At 48.3% G+C, this 24,194-nt stretch carries 20 protein-coding genes and 3 tRNA genes; 6 read left to right on the top strand and 17 right to left on the bottom strand.

Features of this window, described 5'->3' with window-relative positions; all coding sequences use genetic code 11:
* Positions 1-36 precede the first annotated feature (36 nt).
* Entirely contained in the window at positions 37-813 is a 777-nt protein-coding gene (locus QUW60_RS09170; RefSeq protein ID WP_258337429.1) for a dihydroorotate dehydrogenase electron transfer subunit, read from the top strand.
* A complete protein-coding gene (locus tag QUW60_RS09165) occupies positions 801-1,712 on the top strand; it encodes a dihydroorotate dehydrogenase (RefSeq protein WP_258337428.1) in 912 nt (303 codons plus the stop codon). Before QUW60_RS09170 ends, QUW60_RS09165 begins: the two co-directional genes overlap by 13 nt.
* 125 nt (positions 1,713-1,837) lie before the next feature.
* On the opposite strand, the gene QUW60_RS09160 is transcribed toward QUW60_RS09165, so the two are convergent.
* Both QUW60_RS09160 and trmD read right to left on the bottom strand, forming a co-directional pair.
* Complete coding sequence (locus QUW60_RS09160; protein WP_289559999.1) at positions 1,838-4,441, bottom strand: fimbrillin family protein; 2,604 nt, start codon at positions 4,439-4,441, stop codon at positions 1,838-1,840.
* Between the two features lie 330 nt (positions 4,442-4,771).
* Positions 4,772-5,446 carry a tRNA (guanosine(37)-N1)-methyltransferase TrmD gene (trmD, locus tag QUW60_RS09155; protein ID WP_258337425.1) on the bottom strand — a complete coding sequence of 225 codons (675 nt, stop codon included), beginning with the start codon at positions 5,444-5,446 and terminating at the stop codon, positions 4,772-4,774.
* A 74-nt stretch (positions 5,447-5,520) separates the two neighbouring features.
* On the opposite strand from trmD, the gene ligA reads away from it, so the two are divergent.
* Together ligA and dapA are read left to right on the top strand one after the other, a co-directional pair.
* Positions 5,521-7,521 carry an NAD-dependent DNA ligase LigA gene (gene ligA / locus QUW60_RS09150; RefSeq protein WP_289559997.1) on the top strand — a complete coding sequence of 667 codons (2,001 nt, stop codon included), beginning with the start codon at positions 5,521-5,523 and terminating at the stop codon, positions 7,519-7,521.
* 112 nt (positions 7,522-7,633) lie between these two features.
* A complete protein-coding gene (gene dapA / locus QUW60_RS09145; protein ID WP_258337423.1) occupies positions 7,634-8,527 on the top strand; it encodes a 4-hydroxy-tetrahydrodipicolinate synthase in 894 nt (297 codons plus the stop codon).
* A 141-nt stretch (positions 8,528-8,668) separates the two neighbouring features.
* On the opposite strand, the gene QUW60_RS09140 is transcribed toward dapA, so the two are convergent.
* The 4 genes from QUW60_RS09140 to QUW60_RS09125 all read right to left on the bottom strand — a co-directional run bounded on the left by QUW60_RS09140 (position 8,669) and on the right by QUW60_RS09125 (position 11,331).
* Positions 8,669-8,742: transfer RNA gene (locus tag QUW60_RS09140), tRNA-Arg, on the bottom strand.
* 24 nt (positions 8,743-8,766) lie between these two features.
* A tRNA-Arg gene (locus tag QUW60_RS09135) sits at positions 8,767-8,840 on the bottom strand.
* A gap of 25 nt (positions 8,841-8,865) precedes the next feature.
* Positions 8,866-8,939 (bottom strand) — tRNA-Arg (locus tag QUW60_RS09130).
* Between the two features lie 82 nt (positions 8,940-9,021).
* On the bottom strand, positions 9,022-11,331 hold the full coding sequence (locus QUW60_RS09125) for a patatin-like phospholipase family protein (RefSeq protein ID WP_289559995.1): 2,310 nt from the start codon (positions 11,329-11,331) through the stop codon (positions 9,022-9,024).
* Positions 11,332-11,457: 126 nt separating this feature from the next.
* Between QUW60_RS09125 and QUW60_RS09120 the strand changes: the two genes are divergently transcribed.
* Positions 11,458-12,315 (top strand): PepSY-like domain-containing protein, encoded by an 858-nt coding sequence (locus QUW60_RS09120; RefSeq protein WP_289559993.1) that lies wholly within the window; start codon positions 11,458-11,460, stop codon positions 12,313-12,315.
* 203 nt (positions 12,316-12,518) lie between these two features.
* On the top strand, positions 12,519-13,013 hold the full coding sequence (locus QUW60_RS09115; RefSeq protein WP_258337420.1) for a thioredoxin family protein: 495 nt from the start codon (positions 12,519-12,521) through the stop codon (positions 13,011-13,013).
* Between the two features lie 232 nt (positions 13,014-13,245).
* Here the strand turns inward: QUW60_RS09115 and QUW60_RS09110 are convergent, their stop codons facing one another.
* From QUW60_RS09110 to QUW60_RS09060, 11 genes are all read right to left on the bottom strand, one after another.
* Positions 13,246-14,367 (bottom strand): universal stress protein, encoded by a 1,122-nt coding sequence (locus tag QUW60_RS09110; protein WP_258337419.1) that lies wholly within the window; start codon positions 14,365-14,367, stop codon positions 13,246-13,248.
* Positions 14,368-14,453: 86 nt separating this feature from the next.
* The gene (locus QUW60_RS09105) at positions 14,454-14,711 is read right to left on the bottom strand and encodes a DNA-binding protein (protein ID WP_258337418.1); all 258 of its coding nucleotides are present in this window, start codon (positions 14,709-14,711) and stop codon (positions 14,454-14,456) included.
* A gap of 108 nt (positions 14,712-14,819) precedes the next feature.
* Positions 14,820-15,527: a phosphatase PAP2 family protein gene (locus QUW60_RS09100; RefSeq protein ID WP_289559990.1), complete on the bottom strand. Its 708-nt coding sequence runs from the start codon at positions 15,525-15,527 to the stop codon at positions 14,820-14,822.
* Positions 15,528-15,552: 25 nt separating this feature from the next.
* A complete protein-coding gene (locus tag QUW60_RS09095) occupies positions 15,553-16,308 on the bottom strand; it encodes a tetratricopeptide repeat protein (RefSeq protein ID WP_289559989.1) in 756 nt (251 codons plus the stop codon).
* A gap of 23 nt (positions 16,309-16,331) precedes the next feature.
* Complete coding sequence (locus QUW60_RS09090) at positions 16,332-18,161, bottom strand: BatD family protein (RefSeq protein ID WP_289560031.1); 1,830 nt, start codon at positions 18,159-18,161, stop codon at positions 16,332-16,334.
* A 48-nt stretch (positions 18,162-18,209) separates the two neighbouring features.
* Positions 18,210-18,887 carry a tetratricopeptide repeat protein gene (locus QUW60_RS09085; RefSeq protein ID WP_289559988.1) on the bottom strand — a complete coding sequence of 226 codons (678 nt, stop codon included), beginning with the start codon at positions 18,885-18,887 and terminating at the stop codon, positions 18,210-18,212.
* A gap of 22 nt (positions 18,888-18,909) precedes the next feature.
* Positions 18,910-19,935: a vWA domain-containing protein gene (locus tag QUW60_RS09080; protein WP_289559987.1), complete on the bottom strand. Its 1,026-nt coding sequence runs from the start codon at positions 19,933-19,935 to the stop codon at positions 18,910-18,912.
* Between the two features lie 12 nt (positions 19,936-19,947).
* The gene (locus tag QUW60_RS09075) at positions 19,948-20,946 is read right to left on the bottom strand and encodes a vWA domain-containing protein (RefSeq protein WP_258337413.1); all 999 of its coding nucleotides are present in this window, start codon (positions 20,944-20,946) and stop codon (positions 19,948-19,950) included.
* A gap of 18 nt (positions 20,947-20,964) precedes the next feature.
* On the bottom strand, positions 20,965-22,068 hold the full coding sequence (locus QUW60_RS09070; protein ID WP_434736860.1) for a hypothetical protein: 1,104 nt from the start codon (positions 22,066-22,068) through the stop codon (positions 20,965-20,967).
* Between the two features lies 1 nt (position 22,069).
* Positions 22,070-22,939 (bottom strand): DUF58 domain-containing protein, encoded by an 870-nt coding sequence (locus tag QUW60_RS09065; RefSeq protein ID WP_258337412.1) that lies wholly within the window; start codon positions 22,937-22,939, stop codon positions 22,070-22,072.
* A 129-nt stretch (positions 22,940-23,068) separates the two neighbouring features.
* Entirely contained in the window at positions 23,069-24,064 is a 996-nt protein-coding gene (locus tag QUW60_RS09060; protein WP_289559984.1) for an AAA family ATPase, read from the bottom strand.
* Between the last annotated feature and the right edge of the window lie 130 nt (positions 24,065-24,194).

The raw sequence follows: 24,194 nt of genomic DNA, 5'->3' as shown, positions 1-24,194 counted from the left end.
ATCTTTGCATTCCAGAACTGAATTTATCTGACTTGTATGAAAAAATATGTTTTAGACCTTACGGTTACGGAAAATCTCAGCTTGCATGCCAATTATGTATTGATCAAGCTGACTCAAGACGCGCCTTTGCCTGAAATGCTGCCCGGACAGTTTGCCGAGATACGCATCGACGGCTCCAGCACGACTTTTCTGCGGCGGCCCATCTCTATCAATTTTGTGGACAGGGAAAAGAATGAAGTCTGGTTTCTTGTACAGCTCGTGGGCGACGGAACCCGCAAGCTGGCTACAGTGAAGAAAGGCGACACAGTGAACGCGGTGCTTCCGCTGGGGAACGGATTCAGCGTGCTTTCCGACTGCACGAAGAAAGTGCTTCTTGTGGGCGGAGGTGTAGGAACTGCCCCGATGCTTTATTTCGGAAAAGTTCTTGCGGAAAAGGGATTCAAGCCTGTATTTCTGCTGGGAGCGCGCTCTAAAAACGACCTGCTTCAGCTTGAACAGTTTGCCGCCTATGGAGAAGTGTTCACCACCACAGAAGACGGAAGCGCTGGAGAGAAAGGATACGTTACGATGCACAGCATCCTGCAGCGGGAGAAGTTTGACATGATATACACCTGCGGCCCGAAGCCTATGATGGTAGCGGTGGCCAGATACGCCAAAGCAAACGGCATCGAATGCGAAGTGTCGCTGGAGAACACGATGGCCTGCGGCGTGGGAGCTTGCCTGTGCTGCGTTGAAAAGACCGATGAGGGGCATGTGTGTGTATGCAAAGAAGGTCCGGTATTTAATATAAAGAAATTGTTATGGCAGATTTAAAAGTAAAGATAGGACAACTGGAAATGAAGAATCCGGTGATGACGGCATCGGGTACATTCGGTTATGGACTGGAGTTTCAGGATTTCGTCAATCTGGAAGATATAGGCGGAATCATCGTCAAGGGAACCACACTTCTGCCGAGGGAGGGAAACCCGTATCCGCGCATGGCAGAAACTCCCATGGGGATGCTGAATGCGGTGGGGCTTCAGAACAAGGGCGTGCACTATTTTGCAGATCACATCTATCCCCAGATCAAGGACATCAAGACCAACATGATTGTGAATGTTTCGGGGTCGCAGGTGGAGGATTACGCTGAAACGGCATCCATCATCAACGAACTGGAGCATATTCCGGCAATCGAGCTGAACATTTCCTGCCCGAACGTGAAGCAGGGAGGAATGGCATTCGGCGTTTCGGCACACGGAGCGGCAGAGGTGGTGAGCGCTGTCCGCAAGGTCTACAAGAAGACGCTGATCGTAAAACTCTCTCCGAATGTGACGGACATTGCAGAGATAGCACGCGCCGTTGAAGGCGCCGGAGCCGACAGCGTTTCGCTCATCAACACCCTGCTGGGAATGGCGATTGATGCAGAAAAGCGCAAGCCGGTTCTGTCGACTGTTACCGGGGGCATGAGCGGTGCCGCCGTAAAGCCTATCGCACTGCGCATGGTATGGCAGGTGGCCAAAGCCGTGAAGATTCCGGTGATCGGGCTCGGCGGCATCATGAACTGGCGCGATGCCGTGGAGTTCCTGCTGGCGGGAGCGTCGGCCGTCCAGATCGGGACAGCCAATTTCATTGATCCGGCCGTAACGGTCAAGGTTGTAGCCGGAATAAACGATTACCTTGAGCGTCACGGCTACGCTTCCGTAGAGGACATTGTCGGAGCTTTGGAGGTATAATACCGGACATTGACAACGCAATTTCTGTTTTAAGATAAAAGAGGCTCTTTCAAAGATGAATGCTGATTTTCATTTTGAAAGAGCCTCTTTTTATACCTTCTTGTAATCCTCCGGACCATTCTTTTTTACTCTTGGGCAGGAAACACGCCATACCCGGCCGAGCGGTAGTAGTTGCCCAAGGGATTCACATACGACGAGAAGAAGTTCAAGCGCCACCCGCTGCGTTCGTTGTTCGGTCCGGCCAGCCAATATAAGCCGTGACTTCCGACAAGACTCAAACTGCCGTCGGAATAGTTGCGGGACCCTGATGCCGGAAAGAAAATCTGCTGTCCGGTCCTGTTTGCCCGGGCGTAGAAGTTCCAGCCTTTGCGGGCGCTGTCCCAAGTTCCGTTGGCTGGAGAAGTGTTAGAGGTATTTCCTCCCGTTGTTGTAAATCCCGTAAATGCATTGTTGGCAGGAAGCTTGAAACCGACAGGACAAGGATCGTAAACGGTTTTGACGACCTGGTTGTCGTTGGCAGAATACGTATTGTTGTCGGCGTTCCACAGGTTGCAGCAGGTGTTGTCACCCGACAGATTCTTTTGCATCACATCGGGCTTGAGTATATAGTTTCTGATACATTCCGTACCATACGGGAATGCCTCCACTTTCATATGAGCGGCAGAAGCGGTGCCGTTTGCATCATACCATGTTTTGTTGCCGTTCCCGCCGTTGGACGGACGGAAAGGGTCCTTGCGTCCCCATTGGTAATAAGGATGATTGCCTCCGGTAGTGACAGTTGAGCTGTTTTGGGAAACGGCAATATCGGCTGTCTGCTCACCGGCAGTAAAGCGTACCTTGCAGCCGCGCGCGCCGTAGGTGACGGTTTCTCCATCACACCATCCGAGAGGGACGGGCATAAACCTGTATCTCACATTCTGGTGATTGGTCACCTCAATGGCATTGTCCACATCCTCGTCCGTCACCCAGATGTGCCATGACCAGAGAACGGTGCCCGAAGCGTCCTTGGCGGCAATCACCGCGTTGCCTTGCTGTATGGTATGCTTGTCTACCTTGAAAGAGATATTCCCGCCGTTGCTTCCTGTGTTGTACCTGATTTCGCTGACTAATGAAGAAGCATCCTGCCAGACCAGCTCCGCATAAGCGGGCGTACAGCCGTTATCCGTGAGATAGGGAGCTTTGATGCCAGCTCCCGCATGGTTGACGAACGGATTCAGGATGCTGGAACTTGACGCTGCGGCAGAGGTATACGCAGAACTGTTGGCTGCTCCGTCCTTGATCGCGTTGCCATACACCAGAGGGAAGGAATAATATCCCGGAGCGCCGATTACGTAGCAGTTGGCGGTATTCTCAACCGCGGAGCCGCCTTTGCCGTTCGCCAGGTTGTAAGGCGTTTCTTCCGTTCCCAGTACGGTCCTCAGCTCCCTTAACGTCTTTGTGTGTGGACTGTCCGTTGTGCCTGTCTGTGCGGCAACCGTAGCGTTGAGGGATGCCGCAGTCGCGCCGCCCGCACCGCTTGACGTGAACTCGGTGAGCCAGCCGGGTCTGGTATCGCTCCATGTCTTTCCGCCGTCGGCAGAGAACTGCGCCTTCCATTTTACGGGTTCTTTCTCGCCCCGGCCGTTTTGCCGATAACTGGTCACACTGTAGGCCTTTGTTCCTCCGGCATAGGTGAAATCGGCAGGTCCGTCGACGGTGAGCACGTATTCCCAGTTGATGGAAGTGGTGGATATCTTATAGGTTACGGTCTTTCCCATCGGCCATACCTGTTTTCCGATGCTTCCGGTCAGGACATGCTCTGTTCCGTCGTTGAGCACCACCTCGATTGCCGCACCGTCGGGGAGTGTCTGAGGAATCATCATGAAGGTTTGCGCATCTGTGGTGACGGCTTCGCCTTCCGTTCCGTCCGAAGCCTTGTCCAGTGTCTGGGAAAAGTCTTTCACCGCACCTGTACCGCTCCATGCGTGCGTTTCGAAATTGTAGGTGCCGGCGGAGTTCACACCTTTCAGCGTCACGCGCTTTACGGTGCCCGCCTTCATGTCACTGCCGCACACAAATTTCACGGCTGTCAGCGCGTGGTGGAAGGTAAGGCTAACCGGGGTGTTGGAGTTGCCCGGGAGTTCGCCGGATGCCGCCACAAGCAGATCCTGCTGGTCTGCCACATCATCAGGAACCGTACAGGAGATGGTCGGAGCTCCGGACGCTTCCCGTCCGGAAAGGCGGTAAGCCTCATTGTCCTTCGGGGCGTAGGCGAAGAATTTCATCCTGTAGGCACTTCCGGGCCAGTAACCGCCGGATGACGGCACCCACGGGCTGCCGATTCTGCCGACCGAAATGTCATACATGTAATTCGGAAGTTCCGTGCCGTTCCAGTCACCCGTATATGAATAGGCCGACACACCGAACGTTCCGTACATGTCGCCGGCGCTTGCCGGAGCGGCACGGGTGGACGGGCCGGCATTATCCGCAAACAGCGGCTCTATGCTGTCGGCATAGAGGGTGTGCAGGTAAAGGAGATTCATACCGTCAGCCTCCAGAGAAGAGACTGACGGACGGGCGTCTTCTGTCGTACCTCTTGTTCCGGCTGAAAGCCAGGCATTCTGGACGTCCGGTGTGAAACGGATACTGTCTGAGATCCGCATCTCATCATTGTCATCTGTGCAAGAAGCCGAGAAGAACAAACCTGAAAGTACAAGGGAGGGAAAATAATGTTTTATAAAATGATTCATACAGTCATATTTTATGTTTGTCGCGGCAAATATAATCCTTGTAAAGGATTCTGCAAGACATGGCGCGTGTACATTCCGTTTCGCTATATCGCTAATAATAAGACTGTTATCCGGACCGTTGATGTACAAAAGCATCCGGTGGCTGATGAAAGAGGAGGAAGTCTGCCGCGGGGACTCTTGACGACGGGCATATATAAAAAAGTGCGGTGCGCCACCACGAACGGCGCACCGCACTTTCCGGCAAAAAGATGACGGCTTATTTTAATTCACTTAACGGCTTATTTTATCTTGCATGACGAATAACTTTAATCCACTTGACGGCTTATTTTTTTACTTCAGCAAATCCGGCCGCAGACGCTTTGTCCGCTCCAGTGACTGCTGGAACTCCCATTCGCGGATTTTCGCTTCGTGTCCCGACAGCAGAATGTCGGGCACCTTCCAGCCGTTGTATTCGGCAGGGCGGGTGTATACGGGCGGTGCGAGCAGATTGTCCTGGAAAGAGTCGGACAAGGCCGACTGTTCGTCGGAGATGACTCCCGGGATGATGCGCACCACCGCATCGGCAATCACGGCAGCCGCAAGCTCTCCGCCCGTCAGCACGTAGTCGCCGATGCTGATTTCCTTCGTGATGAAATGTTCGCGGATACGGTAGTCTATTCCCTTGAAGTGGCCGCAAAGAATGATGAGATTCTGTGCCATAGAAAGCGTGTTGGCCGTCTTCTGGTCAAATTTCTCGCCGTCGGGCGAAGTGAATATCACCTCGTCGTACTCGCGTTCGGCCTTCAGCGCACTTATGCACCGGTCGATCGGCTCGATTTTCATCACCATGCCGGCACATCCCCCAAAGGGATAGTCGTCCACTTTCCGGTAGCGGTCGTAGGCGTAGTCGCGGAGGTTATGTATATGAAATTCGGCAATACCTTTCTTTTGCGCCCGGCTCATGATGGAGCAGTTGAAGAAGCCCTCTATCATCTCGGGCAATACAGTAATGATGTCTATCCTCATGTGTAGTACGTTTCTTTTTTGCAAAAGTACGAATATTTTTGTTACATTTGCGGAAATCATCATCCTTTAATGTCATGACAGAAATAGAAAGAATCGACCAACTGCGCAAGGAACTCCATGCGCACAACCATAACTACTACATTCTCAACGCTCCGACCATTTCAGACAAGGAGTTCGACCGCCTGATGCGCGAGCTGCAGGACCTGGAGGCGAAGCATCCGGAGCATTACGACGAAAATTCGCCGAGCGTGCGTGTGGGCAGCGACCTGAACAAAGACTTCAGGCAGGTAGAGCACAAATACCCCATGCTTTCGCTGGGAAACACCTACTCGGAGGCGGAAGTGACCGAATTTTATGAAAGGGTAAAGAAGTCGCTCAACGAAGACTTTGAAATCTGCTGCGAACTGAAGTTCGACGGGACGTCCATCTCGCTGACATACGAAAACGGAAAGCTGGTGCAGGGAGTGACACGCGGCGACGGCGTGAGGGGCGACGACGTGACAGACAACGTGAAGACCATCCGCAGCATTCCCCTGGTGCTTCAGGGAAGCGGATACCCGAAAAGTTTTGAGATACGCGGCGAAATACTGATGCCGTGGAAGGTGTTTGAGGACCTGAACCGCGAGAGGGAGCTTCGCGAGGAGCCGCTTTTTGCCAACCCCCGCAACGCTGCGTCGGGAACGCTCAAGCTGCAGAACTCGGCTGTAGTGGCATCACGCAAGCTGGATGCGTATCTCTATTACTTGCTCGGGGAAGACCTGCCTCACGACGGGCATTACGAAAACTTGCAGGAAGCGGCCCGATGGGGATTCAAAATCTCGAACGCCATGCGCAAGGTGCATACGTTGCAGGAGATTTTTGACTTCATCAGCTACTGGGACACGGAGAGGAAAAATCTGCCCGTGGCAACCGACGGAATCGTGCTGAAGGTCAACTCGCTCCGCCAGCAGCGCAGCCTGGGCTACACGGCCAAATCTCCCCGCTGGGCGATAGCCTACAAGTTTCAGGCCGAACGTGCGCTGACCAGACTGGAGAAGGTGACCTATCAGGTGGGACGGACCGGAGCGGTGACTCCCGTGGCAAACCTTGCTCCCGTACAGCTCGCAGGAACGGTGGTGAAGCGCGCTTCGCTCCATAATGCCGACATCATCGCATCGCTCGACCTTCACATCGGCGATATGGTTTATGTGGAAAAGGGGGGCGAGATTATCCCGAAGATAACAGGCGTGGATCTGGCTTCGCGCCCGCAGAACAGCGAAAAGGTGACCTTCATCACGCATTGCCCGGAATGCGGCTGCAAGCTGGTGCGCTATGAGGACGAGGCGGCCCACTACTGCACGAACGAATCTACCTGTCCGCCGCAGATCAAAGGGCGGATCGAACATTTCATCAGCCGCCGCGCCATGAACATTGAAGGGCTCGGCCCCGAAACAGTTGACCAGTTTTATCAGGAAGGCATGATCCGCGACGCGGCCGATCTTTATACCTTGCAGGCCGCCGACATCTGCCGCCTGGACAGGATGGGCGAAAAATCGGCCGAAAACATCATCAAGGGAGTGGAGAAATCGAAGCAGGTGCCTTACGAGCGTGTGCTGTTTGCCCTCGGCATCCGTTTTGTAGGCGAAACCGTGGCAAAGAAAGTGGCCAGGGCTTTCCCCTCGATCGACCGGCTTGAAGCGGCCACGCTGGACGACCTGATCCAGGTGGACGAAATCGGCGAGAAGATTGCGCAGAGCATCATCCGTTTCTTCAGCGACGAAAAGAACCGCATCCTCGTGAACCGCCTGCGCGAAGCAGGGCTTCAGATGGAAGCTGCGGCGGAAGACGTGGGCGGCCGCACCGACAGGCTTCAAGGCAAGTCAGTCGTCATCAGCGGGGTGTTCGCCCATCATTCGCGCGACGAATACAAGGCCATGATCGAAAGACACGGAGGAAAGAACGTGGGAAGCATCTCCAAGAAGACCAGCTTCATCCTTGCCGGAGAAAACATGGGCCCCAGCAAACTGGAAAAGGCGAAAAGCCTGGGCATACCTGTGATGAACGAAGACGACTTTCTTGCTCTTGTGGAAGAATAGGATACATATTTTTACATAATACATGCAAAGCGTAAAAAAACGATTAAAAATGCAGGGTAAAAAGAAAATATTCGTACTTTTGTACATCTATTAAAGTGTTTAGAACTCATTTATGATACGCAGAAGACTAAAAGGAATGGGGGTGGCACTCATCACTCCCTTCAATGATGACGGCAGTGTCGACTACCAGTCGCTGATGCGTCTGGTGGAATATCAGATACAGAACGGAGTTGACTTTCTTTGTGTGCTGGGGACAACGGCAGAAACGCCTACACTGTCGGCAGAAGAAAAGAAGAAAATCAAGCAGCTGGTTGTTGAACGTGTAAACGGGCGTGTCCCCATTTTGCTGGGAGTAGGCGCAAACAGCACACAGACTGTTATCGACACGTTGCAGAACGATGATATGACCGGTGTGGACGCTGTTCTGGTGGTGGTTCCCTATTACAACAAACCGTCGCAGGAGGGCATTTACCAGCATTATAAGGCGATAGCCAACTCCACCAAGCTTCCGATAGTGCTTTACAACGTTCCCGGACGTACGGGGGTGAACATGACGGCAGAAACCACGCTGCGCCTGGCGCGCGATTTCGACAATATCGTCGCTATCAAGGAAGCCTCGGGAAACATCACGCAGATGGACGACATCATCAAGCACAAGCCCGAGAACTTTGACGTGATTTCGGGAGATGACGGCATAACGTTCCCGCTGATAACGCTGGGAGCGGTAGGTGTGATTTCGGTTATAGGAAATGCGTTCCCGCGCGAATTCAGCCGCATGACCCGCCTGGCTCTTGCCGGCGACTATCAGAACGCGCTGACCATACACCACAAGTTTACGGAACTGTTCAAGCTCCTGTTTGTAGACGGTAATCCGGCGGGAGTGAAGGCGATGCTGAGCATGATGGGAATGATAAAGAACCGTCTGCGCTTGCCGCTGGTTCCTACCCGCATTACCACTTACGAACAGATGCGGCGGATTCTGGACGAACTGAAGATCAAGTGCTGATCGGTTTGAGATATTAGGCACAGGAAACGGCGGATTGCGAAAGATGCCGTTTCCTGTGCTTTTTTTGTGTCTGGCTGTTCGAGAAAGGGAGAGATAAAAACAAGAGAGGACATTTCCGCTGATGAAAATATCCTCTCTTTGTGATCGCGACAGGATTCAAACCTGTAACCTTCTGATCCGTAGTCAGATGCTCTATTCAGTTGAGCTACGCGACCGACACTTGATGTTTTTTCCTTTTGTGACCGCGACAGGATTCAAACCTGTAACCTTCTGATCCGTAGTCAGATGCTCTATTCAGTTGAGCTACGCGGCCAGCAAATATGGCCAAATCTCTGAGGTGATCGCGACAGGATTCAAACCTGTAACCTTCTGATCCGTAGTCAGATGCTCTATTCAGTTGAGCTACGCGACCAATCTCTTTTTGTTTGACGGGTGCAAAGGTAGGGAGTTTGTTGGATATATGCAAATTTTCGGGCAACTTTTTTCTAAACTTTTTAGTCCATAAACCTGCTTCCAAATATCTGCCAGCCCAATGTCAGCCCCACGTTCCAGTTGTTATTGGGTGAACTGTAGTGGTTTAGGTATGCGCTGATCGATCCGAAGGGCAGGCGCACCACCAGATCCAGTTCGCCCATATATTCGAACCTGGAGAACAGTTTTCCCAGATAGGCCTTGTGGTTTATGTCTTCTTTTATGGGAAAAACCGGAGCAAAGCCATAAATTCCCAGCCTGGCATGGAACACATTGTTGAACTGATAAATGGGGATCACCCCGAATCCTACGTACTGATTGGCCCGGAAAGCTTCGTTGTAGGCCGTCTTGCTATGAGCCGTTGGCGTAAATTCTCCTGCCTGCATCATTGTCGCACGATAGTTCTGGCTGAAGTTCCGCGATGAATAATAGATGTTCAGATAGCTTCCCAGCGCAAAATTATGGCGGAGATTGAAATATTTCTCCATTTCATATGACAGTTGCAGCCACGACTGGATATACTTGTAGCCGTTCTCGTAATCAGCCGATGCCACGCCGGGATAGAAATACTCCGTTCCGGTATAGATGTGGGCCGACAGGCGTTCGCGCCGTCCGGATGTGGCGAACTGGCGGCTGTTAAGCGTGTTGCCGTCAATGGCCACCGAGCCTCCGAATATAGCATACTGGCTTCTGTCGCGTTTCGCCGTATTAAAGTCGATGACATTGGTCTGGAAATACATGTCCTCAAGTTTGGCTGCTCCGATGCCGAACTCTGCCTTCAGGCTGCTCAAGAAAGGGAGCGACATGAACAATTTGACAAACCTTTCTTCCTGTTTGTTGAAAATAGGAGCGTTTCCTTTGTTCAGCAGTTTTTCCTGTTTCAGGTAATTGAACTTCGACAGCGAGGCGACGAGCCGGCAGGATGTCGGTATCTTGGTAGGCAGGTCAAGCCTTCCTGACACCTGAAAGTTGTTGTATATCTGTCCAAGCTGGCCGTCGACGGAAACCTCTTTCGAATAGTTGTTCAGGTTATAGTAAGTGGCTCCTATGTACATCTGGTTGGCTCCGTTAGACCCTACATTGCCTCCTACGCGGAGCGACAGCTCGTCTTCCATCTTCACATCCAGTACAAGCGTGTATGCCTTGTCATACGGATTGTATGTTGCATGGGGAAGTATTTCTGAGATCAGATTGTCTGACATGAGGCGGAAGTATCCCCTCCGCAGTTCTTCCAGCGGAAAGGTTCCGTCCTCGTCTGCATGAAATTCTTTTCTGATGTAGCGCTTCTGGTGTTCGTTTACTCCCCGGATTGTGATGTTTCTGAAGCGGAACTCAGGCAGTCTTCTCTTGAACTCGATGCGCTTTCTCTCTATCATCCGCGAATCTGTGCGCCTGGAGATGCGCTGCTTTATCGAGTCCATCATCTGGATGGTGCGCTTGTAGCCTGCGTCATGCAGTTCGTTGTAACGGTCAAAATCCATCAGGTTCACGTCGGTATATTTGAACGTCAAGAGAATGCCCAGCGAATCGGGCAGCGTATAGTCGGTTTTCTGCATGATCATGCTTTCCAGCTGGCCGATCAGATCCCCTTCTTTCGGCTTTCCCGGATTCGAACTGACTACACTGCCTATGATAATGTCGGGATGAAAAGAGTCAACCATCACGTTTACGGGGAAATTATTGTATATTCCGCCGTCGTAGGCAAGCACGGAGTCTATTTCAATAGGCTTGAACATGGCGGGAAAGCTCATGGAGGCGCGCACGGCGTCACCCAGATCGCCCTTGTCGAAGATGATGGGGCACTTGTTGTACACATCCGATGCCACACAGCGGAAAGGGACGAACAGCTTGTTGAAATCTCCGCTGCATCCGGCGGTCGCTTCTCCGAACAGTTCAAGGAAAGCCAGGTTCATCTGCATCGGGTCCACCACGCTCGAAGGCAAAAACTGGGTCTTCACCTTGTGCAAAGGATTTTTTAGCGATACCCGAATGTTTATGAATTCCGGAGTAGGGGGATTCTTCTTGAAATAATAGATGTATTTTTCCTCGATGCCGCCGGTATACCATCGCTTGAAATCGTCTGATTTGAGCAGCTTCTCCATGTCGTCGGGCGAATATCCCATGGCATAAAGCGAACCGACAATGGCTCCCATAGAAGTTCCGGCAATATAGTCAATGGGAATGTTGTTTTCCTCAAGCGCGCGGATAATGCCGATATGGGTGATTCCTTTAGCTCCTCCGCCGCTCAGCACCAGCCCCACCTTCTGAGCGCAAATGGGAATAGAGAAAAAGACTGTTGCCAGAAACGTCAAGACTGTGAATATTTTTTGCATATAAGTCAGCTTCAAAAAGTATGGTATCAAAGATACGCAAAAAAATAAATTATCTTGACAATTTCAGAATCTTTTCAGATTCATGCCGCAACTTTGTATCAAGGAAATGAAATAAGGTATATGTATATGAAAAGAATGGTTCTATTGGCCTTTATTGCACTAGGTGCGGTCGGCCTCCAAAGCTGTGACAAAGATGACGACAAGAACGTGCAGGTTCCGGATACATTGCGGCAAGCTTTCACGTCCCGTTACCCGAATGTGGCTTATGCGGAGTGGGAACGGAAAGGGGATTTCTATGAAGCAGAGTTTTCTGAGAACGGTTATGAGAACTCAGCCTGGTTCCTGCCTGACGGCACATGGCTGATGACTGAGCGCGACTTGCGCTATGAAGATTTGCCCCAGAATGTCCGTCAGGCATTCGAGTCCGGAGAATATGCCGGCTGGAGAAGAGATGATATAGATGTGATTGAACAGAAGGACATGGAAACCAAATATATCATTGAAGTGGAAATGCAAAATCAGGAATACGATCTGATCTATTTTGAAGATGGAACACTGGTTTCGGCGCAGGCTGACAGCGGAAACAGCGATGAAGGCCGTATGCCGATGGCTCCCCAGCAGGCTTCAGATATAAAGGAAGAAATAGAAAAGCGGTATCCCGGCGCCCGCATTCTGGATATTGAATACGAGAATAGGGGCAGAGTGGAAGTGGAAATCCGTGATGGAAGCATTCAGAAAGAAGTGGTTTTCACTTCGGATAACGCCGGCTCGTATGCATGGGTTCAGACGTCGTGTGATGTAAGGTGGAAAGATATTCCCAAAGCAGTTGCGGACACGATAGAAAACAACCGGAAGGGGGCGGAAATAGATGATGTCGACTTTATCGAAACGCCCTCAGGAAACTATTATCTGGTTGAACTGGAGATGCATTCTGCAGACATTTATTTGAAAATAGATGAGCAGGGAACAGTGCTGAATGCATGATATAAGTCAAAAAATATGCTGAAAAACATAAAAAATCAGCATATTTTATTCATCCTATCAAAATAAAGCGTACTTTTGCAGCGGACTTCCAATCAGATGACGGGATTTTCCGGAGTGATCCGCAGAATCCTTTAACTAACGTTCCGGCCGGGAAGTCGCTGTAAAAGGACAGAGCCGGATAGTATTAACTAAAATCAAATTACATGGTAAAAAATGTAAAATGGTTTTTTGTTGTATTAGCAATCAGTTCCTTGATTTCTTTGTCGTTTGACAAGAAAAAAACTTTAACAGACGAATTGCCCGTCGGCAAGCTGGCTCCTGAGGTAGTTCTCTGTAACGAAACCAAACCGCTCAACCTGCAATCTGCACAAGGGAAATACACCCTGCTGAGCTTTTGGGCGAGCTATGACGCAGCATCGCGTGTAAAGAATGCCAAACTGAATCATCTGGCCGGAAACGATGCGCGCATAAAGATTATTTCCATTTCGTTCGACCGCTATGAATCGGTATATAGAGCGGCGATTGAGCAGGACGGCAATGATTCCGGAAACTGCTATTGGGAAATGGAGGGAGAAAACTCGGATATTTATAAATCTTATGGTCTGAAGAATGGATTTACAAATTATCTGGTGGACAACGAAGGCGTGATAGTCGCCAAAGATGTAACAGCCGATATGTTGGCTTCCTTGCTGGATTAAGCATATCAGGTGTTATTTTTGAAGAGAAAACTTGGATACAACAAAAAGCAAGAGAATGCATCGTTCAGGAAGTACGTGCATTCTCTTTTTATTTTATAGATGCTTTGTAACTCTCAGCAATGTTATTCTACGGGTCATGTATGGTTAGATGTCTTGTTTGATTATAATCGGCATTATGTTTAATTAGATTCATGCAATGGAACAAGGGTCTGCTGCCCTTGTTCCAATTACGCTATTTGATAACAAGTATGGGGGTGCTGGTATGGAAAATCATTCTCCTGGCAATGCTTGGATTAAAAAGTCTGGCAAAGACGTTGCGCTTGTAGTTGCTTATACATAACACATCAATATTATTTGCCTTTACATACTTGTCAAGATTCGCAAGCAAATTATCGCCCGGAATCACGTCATATCCGATTGACAGTTGCGGGTACTGTTTCTTGAAATATTCTTTGATGCCGGCCAGTTTGATCTCATTCCACGTCCGTTTCTGTTCGTCGCTGGTCAGATTCAGGAAAGCGATTTCAAAGCTATAATCCTTGAAAGTGGTAATCAAGGAATCAAAAGCCATCAAATCTCTCTGGTCAAAGTTCGTGATGAGCGCGACCTTGCGAATCTCCTTGAAATTCTTCTTTTTCGCTCCTTCCGGAATTGCATAAACGAAAGTCGGACTTCTGTCGATGATTTCAGCGGTTACGCTGCCTATCAGGTCCATTTCTTTTTCTCCTTCGCCACGGGTCCCCATAATGATGATAAGCGGCTTTTCTGTCCGTGCGTAATGCAGGATTTCTTCTTCAGGAACGCCTTCACGCAACACACACGTGTATTTTACATCCGGCAGCTCCCCTTTAGCTATTTTTTCCTTGATGCTGTCGGTCAGCTTGTTAAGTTGGGCATGAACTGTTTCCAAAAGATGCTTGATACCCATTTCCGGTTCAACAGGCATGCCAAAGCCCTCCGTAGCATATTGGAGGCTAGGCATATAGACCGGACTGAAATAAACGTGCATCAATACGACCTCAGCATGAATTTCGGCTGCAAAGTTGAAACCAAACTCACACGCCTTCATCGAATAATCAGAGAAATCGACCGGAACAAGTATTTTGTTGCTTCGCTGCTTTTTGGGCTTTTCTTCACCTATTTCTTCCGACAGCCAGGCTGAATCTTCCACTATTTTCAAGGCACGCGGCAGATCGCTTTCTTTGATTCTCACACGTACCCCTGACGATATAACCGGCTGAATGAGGTTTACATTGTGGATATACGCTTCAATACCTTCATTCTCAAGAACATTTTTAAGGATCTGAGCCTTCGAGTATGTAAGGATAGCTAAAGTTACAAGTTTTTCTTCCATGGCTCCGCTGTTGTTAGGTTAGACAATAAAAAACAAGAGCTGCCATAAGGCGGAGTGCATTCCGCTCTTCTGACAGCTCTTTATGATTACGCCCGCTGGGCTTCTTTCAAGATGGCTATTGCTTTATCCAGCACAGTTGTATCGTCAAGCATCACCAACCCACCGTCTGGTCCTGGCTCCAAGTGTATTCCAACACATTTGCCGTCCTTGAAATTATGCCCGCCAAAAAAATTGCGAACGGTTTCAACACTCAGATTGAGTTCGTCGGCGATGCGGTGCATGCTACCGCTTGGCAAAGAATCTTTTATCTTTCGCAGCTCATTGAATGTTATTGTCCTGTTCATAGTAATCAAATATTTAAGTGTTCGACGGATATTGTTATTAAACTCGACTTAAAAGTAATGAAAAAATATGACAGACGCAAACCAAATCTGAAGTTTTTCTTATATTTTTTATAAAGAAAGGGTTCGCGTAACAATCATTCCTGCAATTAAAGCATAGAAATAGGTCAGCCACAGAACGGTATAAAGCAGCGTGACATCATCCCTGGAATATCCGGTTGGCGTATACTGTGACGATACATATTGCGGCCGTGAAGAGCACTTTTTCTGTATATAACGGAAAAGCGTATATACCAGCACTCCCACGATGCACCCCTCAGAAGCGCCGAATACAATATCTCCGGGATAATGAACGCCAAGATAAATACGTGAGAAAGAAGGTATTGCCGCCCAAAGATACATCATGACTCCCAACGGAAAGCTGCGGACAAGCAGAGTCACTAACGTAGCCACAACGAAAGTGTTGGCAGCATGGCTCGACATGAATCCAAAGGCTCCTCCCCTATACCCGTTCACCACATTTACAAGATACATGATTTCAGGATCCTGTGTCGGTCTTGGGCGTGCGAAATAAGGTTTGCAGATGCCGGAAGCTATCTGGTCGGCAAGAGTTACTCCCACCGCAAACATCAAGAGTATGACAAGCGATTGCGAGAGCTTGTTATTCTTGAAGATGACATACAGCAGCATGACAATTGCCGGAATCCAAGTCTTAGTGTCTGTCACAATCCACATCACTCCGTCCCACAGCAATGAATCATTGTCATTGAGGGTTAGCAATAAAGATTTGTCGGCTTCTATCCACTGCTGTATGTCCATTATATAAAAGTCTTAAAAATTATCATCAAATGACCTCGATTGAAGAAGCTTTAACCCATCCTACATTTCCATCCTCAAGGCGGATTTCCTTCCATTCCTTCATCGAATTGTCGTCAATGTATACTTTTGTGCCTTCGTGCAGGACAAAAAGGTCTGTCCCGCTCTCATTGGGCGTACTTTTCACTGCAACGGAAGGCTCCATTATGATAGCTCCGGTGCGATTGACAAGTTCGTCCTTCTGCTGTCCAGCAAAGACATTGGAGCCTATAGTGATCACCAGCATTACAATCGCTGCTACAAACCCCGTCTTTCTCAGCCACAGTTGTTTTCCAAAGATATAAAAAGAAAGCGTAATCAGACACAAAATAAAGGAAAAAATTCCGATGAAGCTCCACGACCGCTCGCTCATCGTATTGACAAGGCTTTTATACCACGTAACGATAAACACTTCTGCCGTAGGAGTAATCTGGTCGACGGTCTTGCTTCTGGCCATTTCCAGATTGAAGCGGATGTCAGAATCTCCCGGATTCAGAAGCAGTGCCCGCTCATAATTGAGAACAGCTTTCGCGATATTCTTTGACTTGTAATACGCGTTTCCCAGATTATAGTAAATAGCGGCCGATTCTCCTTGGGTATTCAGAATCTCTTCATACATTCCGACAGCCTCGCTGAAATTGTTTTTTTGATAGGCAGCGTCCGCCTCCTCTTTTGTCACTGCGGCATTGGCAATCTGCACAAAGGTTGCCGCCAGCAGCATGAACACGAAAGAAAGTTTCTTCATATATCAGTTTCTCCTATCCGTTTTTAATGTTTTATACTGTTTTCCATTTTGCTTATCACTTCGACAGACGCGCTGTATACTTTATCCATCGCCTCGTTTTCATTGCCCGGAGCATAACGGGCGAACTCACATTCGTTCAGCGTGTCAATGAATTCCTTTACGAGATTCTCAGAAACCCCGTAGCGTGACAGTTCCATTTCAATATTGTCCTTTGAAAGCTGCGATACCGGAATGCTCAGCTTATCGCTGATATATCCCCACAAGGCTTTCAGCACTTCATCATAAAATTCATTCTTTTTGTTTTCTGCCAGCAGTTTTCCTGCAAGTTTCATGCGTTTTGCAGCCACCTTGTTTGCTTTTTTAGTTTTCACCTTGGCCACATTTGCGTTCTCTTTCGCCTGTTTGCGATAAACAACCACAAAAGCTACAAATAAAACAAACGGTATCAGATACCATATCCAGTATCCTAATGTCCCAAAGAAGAAGTCGCCTTTCGGAATAAGTGACGTATCACCCAATTTGATGAAGCGTATATCTTTGGCAAGCATCTTTACACTTTCTTTATTGGTGAAATCTGCTATAACCTGATCGGCATTGCCTTTTCCTTTGGCTACCTTAACCGTATACTCTTCCGTTTTGAGCGTTTTGTAGCTGTTGCTTTTCAGGTCAAAATAGCTGAATTCTACCGATGGAATCTTGAACTCACCTGCATGGCGCGGAATGGCCAGATATTCAAACGTTTTGGTTCCGCTTACTCCGGCATTCGTCAATTTGGTGTTGTCCGTAGTCTTCGGGTCGTAAACTTCAAAGTCTTGCGGGAAATTGACCTCCGGAGCACTTATAAGCTTCATGTTTCCTGTTCCCGACAAGGTGAGTTTTACCGTAACGGCATCGTTTGTCTTCACATCTGTTGAGTTGATTGAAGAACTCAGCTTAAATTCACCTACAGCTCCCGAGAATCCTGCCGGTTTTGACGGAAGCGGAAGCACATCAATCGTCACTTTAGGAGTTACGATTTTCTTTTTGACCTCGATATACCCTCCTCCATTGAAAAAGGCATCGAACGGATCATCCGAGATTGTCTGCTGGGCAACTATCCCTTCGAATGTAATGGAAGGAATCTCCAGTTTGCCTGTCTGTTGGGGAAACAGCACATACTGGCTCCATACCGTTGTGTTATAATTGCGTCCTTTATAATGCTCTAGCGAGAACGTTTTTTGTTGCGGCAACGGAACTTCTTGTGTATGGAATCCTTTCAGGTCGGGCATTTTGCCTACCAACTGACGCAGATTAACCAGCGTATATACTTTATAGGTCAGCAGAATAGCCTCCTGTTCATGAACACGAGTCTTGCTTGCCGTTGCTGTGATGAACAAGTCATTGTTCGTTATGCGGCTTCCTGCCACCTGCCCCCTTGAAGACGAGGCAGAACCTCCCCCATTGTTACTTCCGGAATTGCCGGTCTTGTCTGGCGGAAGCACCTTGATTTGGATTGTATTTGAGAATATCTTTTTCCCGTCCACCTCAATGCTTGCCGCAGGAATCGTGTACGTTCCTTCTTTTCCGGCCATCAAGATGTACGTAAAGGCCGTAGAGCTGCTGGATGTACGTTTCCCGTTGATTATCTGAATGTTGCTCTGCTGTGAACGGCTTGGTCCCATCAGAACGTCAAATCCCGAAATCGAAGGGGCGCGAAAATCTTTTATGTCTTGCGAATTGACGGTAAATACCAGTCTGAACTGGTCACCGCTGACCACCACGTCCGGCGCATCAGCTGTCAGTCGAGGCTGTTCAGCTGCAAATCCCTGCAACGAAGCGATCACCATCAAAAGTAAGAAATATACCTTTCTCATCATTTATCATTCCGTTTTTATTGTTTCCACTTAATTTGTCAAACAGGATTACCAGTCTTTTTCAAGTTTGCGTCCTTGTATCTGGATCTGTTTCTTTACTTTATCCTGCACATTCTTTTCATCTTGCATCACAGCATTCAGCAGCTGCTCGGCATTTTCTTTCGACATCTGGTTCTGTTGCTGCTGTTGCTGCTGGTTGTTCTGCTGATTCTGCTTGTTTTGATCCTGCTGATCCTTATTCTGCTGTTTGTCATCCTCTTTCTGGTCTTGCTTCTGTTCCTGTTTGTTCTGATCCTGTTGCTGTTGCTGCTGATCTTTCAGCTGTTTTTGGGCAAGCGCCAGATTATACCGCGTCTCATTGTCGTGCGGATTGTTCCGGAGTGCTTCCTTATAGGCCTCAATGCATTGTGGAAGCTGTTTTGACGACTGCAAGATAACCCCCATATTATGATAGATATGCGAAAGTTTCATTTTATCCTTTTCTATTTTGGAGGCAGCGCTGAATTGTTCCATGGCTTCTTTTGCTTTCTGCTGCATGAGAAGCGTGTTTCCCAGATTATACATTGCATCAGCAGACTTGGGATTCTGCTCCAGTGCCTTTCTGTAATCTATTTCGGCTTTTACAAACGAACTGTCATTATAAAGTTTATTTCCGCTCCGCAGATAGTCGCGGTCTGTTTTCTGTCCGAAAACACAAACTGCCAGTCCGCAGCAAAATAAACACATAAAAAACCTTTTTCCACTCATCTTAGTTCTGTTTAAAGAGTTTCACATTTTTGAAAAGCGGATTCCTGCGGTTAAGAATCATAATTTCTACAGCGAGCAAAATCAAGGCAAGCCATGCCAACACCCTAAACTGTTCATCAAATTCAGTGAACACCTGTGTTTCCACGTCTGCTTTTGCCAGCTTGTTGACCTCCGCATTCAAAGCTCTTTCCGCATTGTTCGTGTTATCAACCCTGACATACATGCCATTTCCTGCACGGGCAATCTCACGGCACATTTCTTCATTCAAACGTGTGACAACGACATTTCCGTCTTTGTCACGACGGAACTCATTGCTTCCCTCTACAGGTATTGGCGAACCGTCGGGTGATCCGACGCCCAAAACGAAAACGTGTATGCCCTTTTTGGCCGCTTCTTGCGCCGCTTCGATAGCTCCGCCTTCGTGGTTTTCACCGTCGGTAATCAGAACGATCGCTCTTCCTACTCCATCATTCGGAGTAAAGCTTTTCATAGCCAGATTGATGGCTGCCCGTATATCTGTTCCTTGGGTGGATATCAGTGAGGGGCTTATCGTTTCAAGAAACATCTTTGCCGAAACATAATCGCTGGTGATTGGCAATTGCGTAAACGCCTCTCCAGCAAAAACGATCAATGCGACTTTATCGTTATTGAAGGTTTCAACCAGCCTGGATATCAGCTTTTTCGACTTCTCCAAACGGCTGGGAGCAACATCCTGAGCCAGCATGGAGTTTGAGATATCAAGTGCAACGACAGTTTCTATTCCCTGCCGTTTCACGGTTTCCATCTTAGAGCCGAACTGAGGCTGGGCAAGCATGAAAATCACCATAACCATAGCCGCCAGCATAAGCCAGAATTTCACGTCCGGGCGATACTTTGAAACTTCCGGCATAAGCTGTTTCAGAAGCTCCATATCCCCATATTCTTTCAATCTTTTGCGGCGCCGGTAGTTGGAATAAAAATAAAAGGCTGCCAATATCGGTACAACGATGAGCAGATACAAATATAACGGTTCTCCAAATCGAAACATAGTCACACGTTTTTAAGGGATTTTCTTTAATACAGTATTGCGCAAAATGATTTCCAGCAAGATGCAGACAAAAGCGATGAGAGCAAATACATGATAAGCTTCTTCCCGTTTGCTGAACTCTTTTACGTTCAGTTTCGTCTTCTCCAGCTTGTCGATTTCCTGATACACTTCCTTCAGCTTGCTGTTGCTTGTGGCCCTGAAGTAATTGCCTTCAGTCGTTGCAGCAATTTGCGTCAATACTGACTCATCTATTTCTACGGGCATCTGTACATATTGTACGCCAGCATAAGTAGGCATAGGATAAGGTGCAGTGCCATTGGTTCCGACACCGATCGTATAAACCCTGATCCCGAACTGCTTGGCTATTTCTGCCGCTGTGAGCGGAGAAATGTCTCCCCGGTTGTTTACACCGTCTGTCAGCAGAATGACAACCTTTGACTTCGCCTTGCTCTCTTTCAGGCGGCTTACTGCATTGGCCAGTCCCATTCCGATAGCGGTTCCGTCGTCGATAAGCCCGCGTTGGGCCATTTCACAGTTTATATTCTTGAAGAGATTCAGCAGCACACCGTGGTCAACGGTCAGCGGGCACTGTGTGAAAGCTTCCCCCGCAAAAATAGTCAGACCAATATTGTCGTTAGGCCGGCCGTTGATGAATTCTGCTGCAACTTCTTTGGCGGCCTCAATCCGGTTCGGCTTCAAGTCCTCAGCCAGCATACTCGTCGATACGTCCACAGCCAGCATGATGTCGATACCCTCGATTTCGGTGTTCTGCCAGTTGTCGGTCGTCTGCGGACGTGCCAGCACCAGCGTAATCATCACGAATGTAACGATACGCAGAAAAAACGGCGCATGAACGAGATAGACTTTCCAGCTTGCCGGAACTTTCATGTACATGCGTGTCGTTGACACCTGCAGCGAAGGTTCGGATTTTCTGTGCTGCATCACATACCATATAATATAAGGTATCAGCAGCAAAAGCAGAAATAAATATTCAATATTAGCAAAAATCATAGCTTCAACTTTAATTTATCAGAAGAAAAGGTCGATAATATGGCGCACGGTCAGGTAAAGACCGGTTACGGCACAGATTCCGGCAACGGTAATGCTGTACAGCAAGGCAATGCGTCCACGTTTCGAACGTTTTTCTTCCACTTTTATTTCCTTAGGCTCTTCTTTCTTGCCTGGCTCCTCCTCGATTTTCGTCTGGTTGATGAAATCGATAGCCGTAACCAGGTTCATGTCGTTCTCGTTAATCAGCGGTGAATGTTTGGCGAATTTCACCAGGTCGGCCGTTGAAAACAACACCTTCAAGTCATTGATCGATGCCTGGTCCTTTTCCTCAAGCAGCCGCTCGATTATCTCTGCCGATGTCATTTCCATCGCATTGAAACCGAAACGTTCCTTGATGTAGGTACGTATCACGTCTGTCAGTTCGGTATAATACTGCTTTGGATCTTCTTTCCGGTAATTGTTGTCGGCCTTGATCGTCTCAATCTTCTTCATCGCCGAAAGATGCGGAGGAAGTTTCGGCTCAACCTTTATAATGCGTATAATCGGCTTGTTGTTGCGATAGCGCACAATCAGGAAAACAGCCAACGCACCTGCAATGAGAAACAGCAGGACCGAATAAATCAGCGGTGCAAGGTCGTCCAGTGTCAGCGGAACTTCATGAATCGTTTTAGGTCCGAAAAACTGATCCGGATGCAGCGTATCGACCGGAACCGAGTATACTTTCAAAGCTAAAGCTGCCGACTGATATTCCTTATTGTCAACCGTCACTTTAAAAGGCGGCAGATAGTACAAGGCTGAATCGAACGAAGTTACCGTATATTCCTGGGAAACCAGCCAGCGTTTGTTGTCGTTCAGAAGTTGTGTATCGGGTTTCGCAATCTCCAGAATCTCTACTCCTTTCACCAGCGTATCTCTCAGCAGCGGCAAACGCAATTTCTGATTTGCATCCATACTCACCTGCAACTTTATCTTGGCCTGTTCACCTATAAGCAGTTGGAGCGAATCAATGGCAGCTTCAACGGTCACCTGCCCCTTTGCAGGAATTGCGGCCATTATCAGACAGGCTGCACAACAAAGCAGTTTCAGCATTCTCCTGCCTTCAAATAATAAGCTATGTTTCATTTCAATTTCGTTTAGCAAATAAGTTCAGCAATGCTTTCACATAGTCCTGATCTGTACGCACGGATACTGAATCCACATTGCAGTGAGTAAATACATCATTCAGTTTCTGCTGCCGCTGAATCCACCATTCGCGGTGCGCCTTCCTCAAGGTTTTGGATGATGTGTCAATCCATTGCTCATGTCCCGTTTCGGCATCCCTCACCCGCATCAGTCCGATATTGGGGAGATCTTCCATTCTGCGGTCATAAACCTGAATAGCCACCACATCATGCTTGCGGTTGGCAACGGTCAGCGCATTCTGAAAATCATGGTCATCAATGAAGTCGCTCAGCATAAAGGCTGTGCACCGCTTCTTCAGCACGTTCGTCAGGTATTCAATGGCACACTGCAAATCGGTGCGCATACTCTGCGGATGGAAATCCAGCAGCTCCCGTATGATGTATAAGATATGCTTGCGGCCTTTCTTGGGAGGAATAAATTTTTCAATCCTGTCTGAAAAAAATATCACTCCGATCTTATCGTTGTTCTGGATGGCCGAGAAAGCAATGGTTGCGGCTATTTCAGTCAGCATGTCTTTCTTCATCTGGACGGTTGTACCGAAATCCAGACTGTTCGACACATCCACCAGCAGCATTACCGTCAGTTCACGTTCTTCTTCGAACACCTTCACGAATGGCTTGTCAAAGCGAGCTGTTACATTCCAGTCAATATCACGTATGTCGTCACCGTATTGATATTCGCGTACTTCCGAAAAGGCCATACCTCTTCCTTTGAAAGCCGAATGATACTGCCCCGCAAAGATATTGTTTGAAAGTCCCCGGGTCTTGATCTCTATCCGGCGGACCCGTTTCAATAGTTCACTTGTTTCCATTCCTTTGGATTTTACAGTTGGCAGAGCGGCCGGACATCAAACGATGAGAACCCGCGTTCCGGCACGCTCCGATAACTCTTTTTGTCAATAGCTGGTCCTTTTCTCCCATTTCTTCCGAAGGCAAGGGCATCAGGGTACTTCCACCTTGTTCAGAATCTTGCTGACAATTTCATCGGAAGTCACGTTTGTAGCTTCCGCTTCATATGTCAGGCCGATGCGGTGGCGAAGCACATCGTGAGCCACGGCACGCACGTCCTCGGGAATTACGTATCCGCGGCGTTTGATGAATGCATAACTGCGTGCGGCAAGAGCCAGATTGATTGAAGCACGCGGAGATCCGCCGAATCCGATCAGCCCCTTCAGATCCTTCAGGTCATATTTCTCCGGATAACGGGTTGCGAAAACAATGTCTGCAATGTACTGTTCAATTTTTTCGTCAAGATATACCATGCGGACAATCTTCCGTGCCACGATGATATCGTCGGCCTTGATGATCGGGCGCACCTCGCGTCTTTCTCCTGAAATGTTCTGGCGGATGATTTTCTTTTCTTCTTCCAGTTTCGGATAATCGATAACCACTTTCAGCATGAATCGGTCGACCTGCGCCTCAGGAAGCGGATAAGTTCCTTCCTGTTCGATGGGGTTCTGAGTTGCCATTACCAGGAAAGGGCTTGGCAGGTCAAACGTTTCTTTTCCAAGAGTTACCTGGCGTTCCTGCATCGCTTCGAGCAAGGCACTCTGCACTTTTGCCGGAGCACGGTTGATTTCATCGGCCAGCACGAAGTTGGCAAAGATCGGTCCCTTATTCACAACGAACTGCTCGTCTTTCTGGCTGTAAATCATTGTACCCACAATATCGGCGGGCAGCAAGTCAGGAGTAAACTGAACACGACTATATTTTGAATCAATTAATGAAGCCAATGTTTTGATTGCAAGAGTCTTTGCAAGTCCCGGAACTCCTTCCAGCAATATATGTCCGTCCGACAACAATCCGATCAGCAAAGATTCTACCAAGTGTTTCTGACCCACGATCACTTGATCCATTCCTGTCACCAAATTAGTAACAAACGCACTTTCACGCTCGATGCGTTCGTTCAATTCTCTAATGTCAATAGCTTCTGCCATAGTTTTCTTATTTACCTTTTTGTTCTTCTTTTTGTCATAAATCAGTCTTCCAGACACCCTTGTCTGAAAGAGCACCCAAAATTAAGGTATTCCATTAACAGAAGCAACAATTGTTCATTAAAAAATACAG

The sequence above is a fragment of the Bacteroides gallinaceum genome (genome assembly GCF_030373775.1).
GTDB classification, from domain to species: domain Bacteria; phylum Bacteroidota; class Bacteroidia; order Bacteroidales; family Bacteroidaceae; genus Phocaeicola; species Phocaeicola excrementipullorum.
This window is presented reverse-complemented; position numbering and strand designations above follow the sequence as displayed.